This window comes from Alteromonas sp. MmMcT2-5, assembly GCF_022348315.1.
In the GTDB taxonomy this organism is placed as follows: Bacteria; Pseudomonadota; Gammaproteobacteria; order Enterobacterales; family Alteromonadaceae; genus Alteromonas; species Alteromonas macleodii.
Genome location: NZ_JAKRFB010000091.1, coordinates 1 through 9,717, shown reverse-complemented (window position 1 = coordinate 9,717; position 9,717 = coordinate 1). Strand labels below are relative to the sequence as shown.

14 protein-coding genes are annotated in these 9,717 nt (G+C 42.7%); 9 read left to right on the top strand and 5 right to left on the bottom strand.

The genetic code is table 11. From position 1 onward, the window contains the following. Both MHN09_RS20395 and MHN09_RS20390 read left to right on the top strand, forming a co-directional pair. Positions 1–389: hypothetical protein (locus MHN09_RS20395; RefSeq protein WP_239220370.1), on the top strand; the 389-nt coding region annotated here is incomplete at its 5' end. 19 nt (positions 390–408) lie between these two features. Next, complete coding sequence (locus MHN09_RS20390) at positions 409–1,017, top strand: DUF5677 domain-containing protein (protein WP_222936700.1); 609 nt, start codon at positions 409–411, stop codon at positions 1,015–1,017. A 534-nt stretch (positions 1,018–1,551) separates the two neighbouring features. On the opposite strand, the gene MHN09_RS20385 is transcribed toward MHN09_RS20390, so the two are convergent. Beyond that, positions 1,552–3,339, bottom strand: coding sequence for a DUF4942 domain-containing protein (locus MHN09_RS20385; protein WP_187447685.1), 1,788 nt, complete (start codon positions 3,337–3,339; stop codon positions 1,552–1,554). A 162-nt stretch (positions 3,340–3,501) separates the two neighbouring features. Here MHN09_RS20385 and MHN09_RS20380 point away from each other — a divergent pair, with 162 nt between their 5' ends. Next, positions 3,502–3,723, top strand: a complete 222-nt coding sequence (locus MHN09_RS20380) for a hypothetical protein (RefSeq protein ID WP_187447684.1) — start codon at positions 3,502–3,504, stop codon at positions 3,721–3,723. Continuing rightward, complete coding sequence (locus MHN09_RS20375; RefSeq protein ID WP_187447683.1) at positions 3,720–3,887, top strand: hypothetical protein; 168 nt, start codon at positions 3,720–3,722, stop codon at positions 3,885–3,887. The genes MHN09_RS20380 and MHN09_RS20375 overlap by 4 nt, the downstream gene beginning before the upstream one ends. A gap of 1 nt (position 3,888) precedes the next feature. On the opposite strand, the gene MHN09_RS20370 is transcribed toward MHN09_RS20375, so the two are convergent. Continuing rightward, entirely contained in the window at positions 3,889–4,422 is a 534-nt protein-coding gene (locus MHN09_RS20370) for a hypothetical protein (RefSeq protein ID WP_187447682.1), read from the bottom strand. Between the two features lie 61 nt (positions 4,423–4,483). Then, complete coding sequence (locus MHN09_RS20365; protein WP_187447681.1) at positions 4,484–5,515, bottom strand: phosphoadenosine phosphosulfate reductase family protein; 1,032 nt, start codon at positions 5,513–5,515, stop codon at positions 4,484–4,486. Between the two features lie 214 nt (positions 5,516–5,729). Here MHN09_RS20365 and MHN09_RS20360 point away from each other — a divergent pair, with 214 nt between their 5' ends. Next, positions 5,730–5,933 (top strand): hypothetical protein, encoded by a 204-nt coding sequence (locus MHN09_RS20360; protein ID WP_187447680.1) that lies wholly within the window; start codon positions 5,730–5,732, stop codon positions 5,931–5,933. A gap of 180 nt (positions 5,934–6,113) precedes the next feature. Beyond that, positions 6,114–6,950, top strand: coding sequence for a Dam family site-specific DNA-(adenine-N6)-methyltransferase (locus tag MHN09_RS20355; protein WP_187447678.1), 837 nt, complete (start codon positions 6,114–6,116; stop codon positions 6,948–6,950). Between the two features lie 4 nt (positions 6,951–6,954). Here the strand turns inward: MHN09_RS20355 and MHN09_RS20350 are convergent, their stop codons facing one another. Next, positions 6,955–7,140 (bottom strand): hypothetical protein, encoded by a 186-nt coding sequence (locus MHN09_RS20350; RefSeq protein WP_187447677.1) that lies wholly within the window; start codon positions 7,138–7,140, stop codon positions 6,955–6,957. A gap of 79 nt (positions 7,141–7,219) precedes the next feature. Between MHN09_RS20350 and MHN09_RS20345 the strand changes: the two genes are divergently transcribed. The 3 genes from MHN09_RS20345 to MHN09_RS20335 are packed head-to-tail and all read left to right on the top strand — an operon-like array spanning position 7,220 to position 8,948. After that, positions 7,220–7,732, top strand: coding sequence for a hypothetical protein (locus MHN09_RS20345; RefSeq protein WP_187447676.1), 513 nt, complete (start codon positions 7,220–7,222; stop codon positions 7,730–7,732). Continuing rightward, positions 7,716–8,012, top strand: coding sequence for a hypothetical protein (locus MHN09_RS20340; protein ID WP_208806326.1), 297 nt, complete (start codon positions 7,716–7,718; stop codon positions 8,010–8,012). Before MHN09_RS20345 ends, MHN09_RS20340 begins: the two co-directional genes overlap by 17 nt. A gap of 12 nt (positions 8,013–8,024) precedes the next feature. Further along, the gene (locus tag MHN09_RS20335; RefSeq protein ID WP_187447674.1) at positions 8,025–8,948 is read left to right on the top strand and encodes a hypothetical protein; all 924 of its coding nucleotides are present in this window, start codon (positions 8,025–8,027) and stop codon (positions 8,946–8,948) included. A gap of 37 nt (positions 8,949–8,985) precedes the next feature. Here MHN09_RS20335 and MHN09_RS20330 read toward each other — a convergent pair whose 3' ends face one another. Beyond that, entirely contained in the window at positions 8,986–9,438 is a 453-nt protein-coding gene (locus MHN09_RS20330; RefSeq protein WP_191867338.1) for a hypothetical protein, read from the bottom strand. Positions 9,439–9,717 lie beyond the last annotated feature (279 nt).

The following is a 9,717-nucleotide window of genomic DNA, read 5'->3' as shown; positions in this document are numbered from 1 at the left end:
TAGGCTCCAAGCTGAAAGTAAACCACCTCCGCAGCCATTTATTGGTGTGGTCTACAGAGGATTATGTCTTTTTAGAGGGGAAAATCCCTAGAACCCCATTATGTGAAAAACATTATGGCATATTGTTAATTATGAATAGTTTATTGTATTTAAAAGAAGGTGCATTTGCTGAGCGACTCACCGATAAGGCGATCACCAGAGTCATCGCTCAGGAAAGTAAAGATGATGAACTTAAGTTTTTTGTTTTTGCAATTAACGCTGATACTAAAACAGCATACGTTATGCGTCACGGGCGTACTAATGAACTGCGGACATGGCGCTTGGATAATTTGGCGAAATTTCTAAAGCTTCATTCTGTTGAGAATTTTGAAGTCCAATACGTCAGATAAGAAATTTAGTGAGTCCATAATGGAATGCATTTTTAAAGCGAGGGAACATCTGGAAAGAATTTGGCCGTTAACAGAGTTATGCTCTGCGCCGCCGACAACTCGAACAATACTTGTTTCTTCGATGTTGTTTGTTAGTTTGAATCACTGCGATGCCATTCAGATGCTTGCACAAAAACGCAATTTCGCATCCGCTTACGCCTTACTACGCCCATTATTTGAAACGACGTTTCGTGCAATGTGGCTACACAGATGCGCGACAGATGCACAAATCGATAAATCTATTCAAAAAGATGAGTGGAAAAGTGCATGGACTTTGATCCAGGAAGTCGAGTCCAGTATCCGTCAACCTCCTCTTCTTTCCCGAATGTGGGAAGACATGCGCCCATTCATGCACAGTTTTACCCATGGAGGCATCCAAAACGCAGGGAGACAGGTTGGCCAGGGCAACATAATTACGCCTAACTTGAGTGATGAAGAAGTACGCCATTTGATGCAAAAGGTTGGTGTTTTCTCTTGGGTGATTTTAAAAGAGCTTATTGACTTAACTGACAGTGAAAACCTTGTTAGAGATTTTGAACAGATCGGTACGTCACTTAATGAATGGGCATTTGCTATAGCTAGGGAATGAGTTAGATGATTGGTCTGATTGCAGACACAAAAAAGCCCGTTTGGACGACGGGCTGATTTGTTTGCGTATTGGAGTACGCATACCTTTAGACAACTTAAATATAGAACATCTATAAGATAATATCAAATCCCCTCTTATCAAATTCATAATGCATGTATATAATAACAGTGCTCTGAAGGCGTACTTTGATGTGAGTTATTAGGCATATTAAACCTCTTTTTTTACCTAATTTATCTCGGGCCGTTGCTTGGACAACAATGGCTGCTTCCTAAACTTACTGGGAGTACGCATACCTTTAGACGGTAAGTACCGGTCTGACGAGATAACTGTGAAGGAAGCAGATGACTGGCCATACTCCCTCCCACCAAAGGAGGACGTTCGAATGGTTGAAATAGTTATTTTAATATTAACTGTTATCGCTCTACTGTTATCGATTGCAGTATCAGTGAAGCAACTTAGCTCGAAAGATTAATTGAGGGCTAGAACGGAACTAAAGGGGGCTTTATGCCCCCTTTTAATAACAATGTCTTTTTGCTAGTTTAGCAATTTCACAGCATTCGGCTGGATGTAGATATGGTCTTTTGTATCCCACACCCTGGTATCCACTTTCGCACAGCCTGTTTCTTTCTGATATTCTGCGCGATTGCGAACCCAACCGAGCAATCGTGATATTGTTATGTTGAATCGTGCCATGGCTTCAGTATTCATTTTTATGTGGCGGTTACCGTTCCCGTAATACCTAATTTGTACCAAGTCCAATTCCTTGCCATCAGGACCAGTGCCCCGAATGGCTAATTTATCCCCTGCGGTCATTTTTGAAATGTCTTCAGTTAAGAACAAGTTGCCATAGCCAAGCAATTTCATGACCACAAGTAAATCATTGGTAAAGTCCCGGGCGCTTTCATTCAGTCCACGCTGCCAGTCATAAGTACCAAAGTTCCCCCATGAGCTATAAATAAAACGGTAATCAAGCGTAATCTTACATTGTTTATAGTCATCGGTATTGTTGTGCCGCCACCGATCGTTATACATCCGTTCATTCGAACTGTAATAACGCTTTATTGAACTTTCACAGCTCAGGTCACGAAAGACAGAAATCAGACTATCTTCGACCAGGTTGTTCGCATAATTTATCGAGAAATCAACAATGTAAAGCGCGTTCTTCAACGTAAAATCAAGCGCATTGCTACTTAACGTCGTTAAAAGCTGGTTTTTGAATTTTGTAGTAAGCCGGCTGGAGATTGGGGTTAAATGCGTAAATAGTAAGTCCCAGTAAATATTTCTCATACCAAAAAGCTTATTCTTTACAGACTCTCGGATAGCGTCATATTTTACGCCTAATTCAGCCAATAACGATGAGTCGATCTTGCTGATAGCTTTGTACTGCTCGAGTATTTGCTGCATGTCTTGTTCGTAGTGATCGAGTAATGCGGCAAGAACCCCCTCAGATTTTACCAGTTCATAGCTTCGTGTGCCTTGTTTGGCCATTTCAGCCCGGATCCGCTCCTTCTCCACAAATTCATTGAATTTATCGGTGGTTTCTGAGTGTGTTTTAACCAAGCCTAGTTCACCCTCGATGAACAGCTGGAAACTGCAATTCCCGCTGACGCCGAGCTTTGGCTTGTAGCCTTCGCGGATTAATTTTTTCTTCTCTATGCGAGCTTGATCCAGTTCTCCAAAATAAAAACACACCAGGTCAACAGGTGCTCTCGCGGCTCTATCTGCACCGATAAAATCTGATTCTGCGATAATTTCTACATTAGTGATATCGCGCCGTTTGATGACATCTTTAATAGCCTTGTCCTTGCGCCAACGCCGCGGTAGTACAGCATAAAGGGCTTTAAAGTTAAGCTGACCCAAGATAGTTTGGATCCAAGCAGAGAATTCCGAGAATGGGGGATTAGTAAAGCCAAAATCGGTGCTTTTTGAAATAAAATTCGTTTCCCAGAAATCGGTACCTATCAAGACTATTTCTTTTGACGCATATTGTTTTATCTGTGTCGTCGCTTTTTCGATGGCAAACCGTTTAACCACTTTTCGTGAATCAATCTCTGCAATAGTGCTGGCTAGTGCAGATAGACAACGACCGTCGCCGGCGCCGATGTCGAGGATTCTTATTGGATCGTCGTATCGATTGGTAACTTCATACGTAGCAAATAACTGTCGTATATGCCCGGAGACCGCTTTTAATTGCTCTTCGGTGGTGGGATAAAATTCATAGTCTTCCCCAGCGTCTTTAAGTTCTTTGACTAACTGTAAAGTGGACTTTGTCGGCACGTCATTAGCCGGTGCATCATTAAAAAGCTCTGCTTGCATTCCCATTGAAGTTATCCTCGGTGGTTGATGCTGATAGTTTCATCCATGACGCAAACCTGGCAACAAATTGGGATTTTTGGTTGGACCGATGGTATTTTCCCCCTCTATTTGCCAACCCCCCAATATTGCTGATTTAACCTATGAGAAATCATCCAAGTAGGAATTCATATGGAACGCCGGAATCAGCCATCTTTCGACATGACAGCCATGCTGCAATTTGCAATCTGTCTTGCTGCGCTTATTGGGTTTGGTTGCTATATCATGTTGGCTGAAGAACCAGTCAAACAGTTGCTTTCACTTGAACTTGGACCACTGCTGATCGCGCTGGCGATGGCTTCTTTAATTGGCTTAATAAATTCAATTTACTTGATGGGGCGGGTTGCCAGATGAAAACCCAAACAATGATGATTGCAAGTGAAGTTCGTGTGGACTGCCCGTATTGCCACTCCCAACAAGACGGATTCATCGGCGACCCTAGAAACGAAACCGTCGACTGTGAAGACTGCGGAAAAACGTTTCATATACCCCCGGACGCTGACATTGAGTTGAGGTAGCTCATTCAGGAACCAAATATACGTTCGCGCCAAAAAGCAATGCAACGGGGGATTGGGGCAACTCATGCACTTTAATCCCAACATTTCGTTCAAAGAAGACATCCCTTACGAAAGGCTGATAAGTTACCGTGTAAACGCGCTTAAGCTTGCTGAGGTCTAAGGAGCCGTTAAATGCTCCTAAAACATTACCCCTGACATAGGCATGTACGCATCGTTTTCGCTCTCTGAGTGTTCGTCTACGCCCTGCAAGTGACACGACAAAAGAAGGGTTTGAAACTACGAAGATATTTGCATAACCAGATACTTTGCCCCGGTTTGCCCCTTTTCGCTGTTTGCATGAATAAAAGCCTGGGGAATTCAGGTTGCGGTAGAAATCGGCCTGTTCACCTATTCGTGTGACTCTCTCAACGCATTGGCCATTAGCCTTTATAAGCGATGTCATAGTGCCATTTTCCATTAATGAGTGACCGTTAATTGCTGTCAACCACGATTGAGTAGATTCAGGCATCATCGAGTCTTGCGCAAAATCAAACATAGTGAAGTTCCTTAAATACAAACACCGTATTCCAATAGAAGAAACGGGCCACAAAGTGGCCTCAGAAAGGCATGGCAATAGTTTGGTTGTCACCATTCACACTCGTCACCGGGATCAATGTTTGTTGTTTCGCCTTTTCTTGCATTGATTGCAGCTTGGCATCTTCAATTTCACATTTCCTCGCTCTGAGCTTATTCACCCAACGTTGCACCGCTAACTCGTCAGCTTTTATGCCCGTCTTTTCTTCTAAGGAAACTTTCACCACTTCTTTTTTGACAGTTTTGAAAGCCATGGTGTGCCCAGTCACCTTCTCAAGCGCTACCATTTGCGCGTAAGAGTCCGGGTAGCGCCTTGCGCCACACTGGAGGTCATTTATATTGCTCATAATGCAAAATTGACACGACACTCTATCGTTTCCCCCCTCTCGCCTTATTACCTGGCCGTTTTCGTAGGCCGTTTCATAGACGTGAAAGGGTACTTCGTTGTTCTGATAGATTGCTTCAAATGTCTCTTGTTTTGAGTAATGGAAAATGGGTAAAAAATCATAAACCACGCGCTTACCACTCTTGAGTGTTAACCGAGAGTTGATAAAAAGAGGGCTGCGCTTACTGCGGGGAACACTCTCAGCCGAACGCAGCCCAATACAGTTGTAGGCAATTCTGATTTTTCTTTCAGCACAAACCTTGCGTATAAGCTTATCGATAGGGCCGGTCTTCAGCGTAGAGGTACAATTCCGATACCTCGGTGAAGGCCACATCATTCTCTCCAAAACCATGTCTACAAAGTTCTTAGTCTCACATTCAACAATGTAGAGTGGAATTGACTTAGGCTTGAAGCGCTTAATATGTTCGATGATCCCCGGATGCTCAACCTCACCAAGGTGAGCATGCACATAGATAATTTGAGATGCTGGTACCAGAGATTGAATGAGTATAGCCATAGCACACGAATCAGAGCCGCCACTGGTGCTTACAAAGAATAAAGCCCCCTGTTTGGCATGGTGACGAACAATCGCTTCTCGCTCTTCAATTGATTCTGCAGCGAGTTTGTTTTCCCCATTAAAGTCAAAAAACGTTAATTGCTGGCAAGACATCGGCTCATCTCGATAGTGAAGATGTATTCACTATCAAGTGTTTTGGAATTGCGGCTACAAACCGGGCTCAGCGTGTGCGGAAAGGAAAGATTCTTTGCCGAATCCATCTTTGCCAAGAATTGATTAGACCCATCTATTTTTCATTGCCTAACGCCTTGAAGAGAAAAAATGAGTGCTAATGTGATCGTACATTATTGACAGGAGCCACAACACAATGAGCACCATAGATGAAGAAATGTTAATTCACGAACCAAGCACCTCTAACTGGTTGAGACAACAAATAGAAGCCTCGAAGAGCAGGGATCCCGTCGATGCGCTCACTGATGCTGAGTTGCTAGTAGAAATCCTTGCTCTAAGGCTGCGGCTCGTAGAAAAGCAATATAGCCAGTCACACCAAACGTCTTTCAAAGGCATTTAGTTCAAATGAAAAAGGTGAATTACTATGCACTGTCGCTGAAGATGTTTCTTTGGCTACTGTCTTTAGCATTAACACAATCGATATTTCCAATATCTGACTATTTACTAATAATCGTTGCCGTCATCGGCCTTGCTGTTTTAGAAGATAAAGCAGTCACTACATCGTTAAAGTAAGAAATATATGAAAACAGCGAAGGCCCGTTCATTTATTAAATATCCAGGTTCCAAATTGCTGATGATGGACCGATTATTAAAGCATGTACCGGCTAAAGGCAGTTTGCTAGTCGAAGCATTTTGTGGAGGATGTTCACTGTCATTGAATACAGACTATCAACATTATTGCCTGAACGATGCCAATGCGGATTTGGTGAGTCTTTATCGAATGGTTCAGCGCGATCATGTCTCTGTTATTAGAGAAGCTAGTCGGTTATTTACGCAATCAACTAACACGCACGATTTTTACTATCAAATACGAAATCATTTCAATGCCAGCTCCGATAGAGAAGAAAGGGCAATATTGTTACTTTACCTATCAAAGCATTGCTTTAATGGGCTACTCAGGTTCAATGCGAAAGGCGAGTTCAACACCCCTATGGGACGTTATAAAAATCCGTATTTCCCCATTGCTGAAATCACGTATTTCGCAGAAAAGTTTGCTAGTGCTGAATTTTACTCATTGGACTTTGTCGACTTTATCCAACAGGTCACAATGAAATTACCTCAGTATTCAGGAGTGAAGTCGTGCTATTTAGATCCACCGTACTTGCCGTTAGATGGGCAAGGACAAACTTTCACACAATATACAGCTGAAGGCTTTAAAACAGAAAGACATATGGAGATTGATAGACTCTCCAGCTCAATTAGGCCGCATTTTAGCCATGTGCTTGTGTCCAACCATTATTGCAAAACACTAAAGGCCACATACAAGAGCGCGAAACGTGTAATTCGTTTCAAAGTGAGCAGGACGATATCCTCTAAAGCCAGACGTCCTGCTTCTGAAGTGCTTTTATATTACTAAACTTTTAATCAACCTGTCCTTTGTAGTCCCATATTTCCACATCTTCAGGCCTTAATTCTTTTATGGCCCAGTGCCCTATAATTTTAAAAACGCCATTGCTGAATACCGCGTCCAGCCTTGCTGTAGGCGATTTGCTATACAGCACGACCTGGCAATTTTCTTCGGGTAAATCGTTCTCGTCTTTTGTCACAGTTGGATATTTATTGGACCCTAAGAATTTATTCTTATAAGGTTAATTAACGTGGGAAGTTAAGGGATGGTAACTGAAAATGTATAAAATAAAAGATGGATTTCTTCCACTTGATGAAACGTTGGCCATAAATCGAGCCGGTCGACGTAAGGCATTTAGAAATCCCAAAAACTCGATTCAAGATAAAACCAATTCATTTAGCACTTTAACCAAACGTCAATATGCTGGAGTGGAATTAGAGGTAACCCCTCCAGGGTCTCGAAGAACAGCATGGGTTGCAGCCGGCGTCAGTCCGGTAGAAACGGTTTTGGCAGTAATGACTGGCGTCAGTACTTTAGCAACTGTTGGGTCATACTTTTATGCTAGAAGCAGCGCTAAGATGAAAAAAGTACAAATCTGTACACATAAATTCCCAGCCTCACGGAGAATCTGTAGGCAGCCTATCGGTCTCTCTGAAATAAAAATTATTGAAGGGAAAGAATACCTGGCCAGCTATTGCTCAGCCGGCCATCAAAATTTGGTCAGAGTAATCGAGGCAATGGAATCTAAGAAAGCCAGTCATTCAAGCAAGTCTGTTGAGGAAAACATCTGAACCATCGTGGCTGGAGATAAGAATGCCAAAAATTGGCAGTGCATGTCCGAATTGTTCTGATGCCGGCGTGCTGTATTTAGATGAGCTATATGTGAGGTGCGATAATTGTGATTATGAGCGATTTTCGACCCAAGCTGAACTGGACAGTTATATTAATGACGACAAGTTTAAGTCTGATCCCAATCATGAGAGGCTACTTACTCTGATTGAAGAAGAACCCGTCATCAAGCGCAGAGACAGCCGCCCTCTGGGCATGAGAGACTTCACCATCAAACGTTAGTTGGACATCGAATTGATACACAATAATTCATTGATGGACGTGATAGGGATTTACCTTTCACGAAAGAAGAGATATCTGTCTGGAGTGCCAGACAAGCAACTTGCAGAACGTCAATGGCAATTACTAAACAACACGTTCGAGCTTGATAGCGTCAGTATGGTAGTACCTCGTAACGAGGATCTAAATCCGCATGCAAGATTGAGCCATGTGCTCGCGGAGATGTCACTTCGCCCAGGGGGAATAGGTTATTTCCAAGCTAAATACCCCCTAGATAAGGCTACAACGGCGATGTTGGCGCCAAGTGAAACGGTGAAATACAAAGCCCAGAAAATACATCGTTGTCTCAAGGAAAATTGTGATAACAAGTTGTTCCGGTTCGGTAGCTACCAATTCATGCATGAGCTTCACCAAGACGGCGGCATATTCTTTCAAAGTGCTTCAAACTATAAGCACTCTGATAACCTATCTGTGAAAGACGACGAACTTCAACTACAGTTCATTCATTATTTGAGCGAAAAGGAACAGGCGGAAATATCGGGGGCTAAATGTTTCAAATACACAGTGTCGTCACCAGACTTTTTAACGCTTTGTTTCACTGATGCCATCAATTATAGAATGATCGCAGATTGGAATGCTGAAGCAGTCGTCATAATTCATGAACCAGATGAGTTTTATAACCGATTGCGAGTGTGCACAAAGCAATTCCAATCGAACCATACCTTACTAAAGCGAGGGAGCGTGAGGTACATCGATCCGTATTTTGATGGAAAAACCCTTATCGAGAGCGAGCATCTGCCTTTTTGCAAAGACTATAAATTTCAATATCAACAAGAATATCGCTTTGTCATTTGTAATGAGAAACAATTTTCTGAACAGGAGCGGAAAATATATATTGGCTCTTTAACTGATATAGCAACCTTAGTGGACCTTCGATAACGGGGCAGTCTTTCATTTGCCCCATTATTCACGAACATCACAATTCTTGCTGATTAATTTCCATATTAGGGATATATACCAAGGCCGGTAGCCACTCACCAGCGCCATCCCCAGACCAAATAGACTCAACATTATCGGGAACAATTATGGTATGTGTAGAATGAGAGCGTTGAGTAAGACGCCGAGCAGCGGCTATTGCCGGCATCGTTGCTATATCGGTTGGATTAGATAGCATCACCTCGCCATCGAACTCTGAGGCCAATGCGCCCAATTCGCTCTCTGAATTAATTGGTGTATCACTATTCGGCAAAAAGTGAGGATCAGACACCTCATCTTGAAGTACAGCCTTGATATAAAAATCCTTCCCGGGTTCGCTCTGTTTGGCAATCCCATGAACTTTGAGTGCCAGGCCCTCACTCAACACCGAATTCTCCTGATATTGTTCCCAGATATGGCCAGATGATTCAAAAACTTGATACCCAATAATCATGGTTTTCTCCTATTCAGTAACCACGACCAGCCTAAGCTAAAAAGAATTCATCGCTATAAATCTGATGGTGCAACGCAATATAGACAAGCGATTTCTGAGACCGCTTTGAGCGAATAGCAGACGTTAGAGGAGCCTCCGTTGTAGACTAGCTATCTGATCGTATACCGGTCGTTCAGATAACTGATCTGCTTTAATCAAACAGGACACTTTAATAATGGAATATAATCCAATTATTGAGGTGTTAAATGACAAAACGAACAAACAGAAGTTACACGGCTG

What these genes read in the sequence shown, in the direction of transcription:
- MHN09_RS20390 (WP_222936700.1), top strand. Translation starts at nt 409, where the DNA reads ATGGAATGCATTTTTAAAGCGAGGGAACATCTGGAAAGAATTTGGCCG.
- MHN09_RS20330 (WP_191867338.1), bottom strand. Translation starts at nt 9,438, where the DNA reads ATGATTATTGGGTATCAAGTTTTTGAATCATCTGGCCATATCTGGGAA.
- MHN09_RS20370 (WP_187447682.1), bottom strand. Translation starts at nt 4,422, where the DNA reads ATGTTTGATTTTGCGCAAGACTCGATGATGCCTGAATCTACTCAATCG.
- MHN09_RS20385 (WP_187447685.1), bottom strand. Translation starts at nt 3,339, where the DNA reads ATGGGAATGCAAGCAGAGCTTTTTAATGATGCACCGGCTAATGACGTG.
- MHN09_RS20365 (WP_187447681.1), bottom strand. Translation starts at nt 5,515, where the DNA reads ATGTCTTGCCAGCAATTAACGTTTTTTGACTTTAATGGGGAAAACAAA.
- MHN09_RS20380 (WP_187447684.1), top strand. Translation starts at nt 3,502, where the DNA reads ATGGAACGCCGGAATCAGCCATCTTTCGACATGACAGCCATGCTGCAA.
- MHN09_RS20375 (WP_187447683.1), top strand. Translation starts at nt 3,720, where the DNA reads ATGAAAACCCAAACAATGATGATTGCAAGTGAAGTTCGTGTGGACTGC.
- MHN09_RS20360 (WP_187447680.1), top strand. Translation starts at nt 5,730, where the DNA reads ATGAGCACCATAGATGAAGAAATGTTAATTCACGAACCAAGCACCTCT.
- MHN09_RS20345 (WP_187447676.1), top strand. Translation starts at nt 7,220, where the DNA reads ATGTATAAAATAAAAGATGGATTTCTTCCACTTGATGAAACGTTGGCC.
- MHN09_RS20355 (WP_187447678.1), top strand. Translation starts at nt 6,114, where the DNA reads ATGAAAACAGCGAAGGCCCGTTCATTTATTAAATATCCAGGTTCCAAA.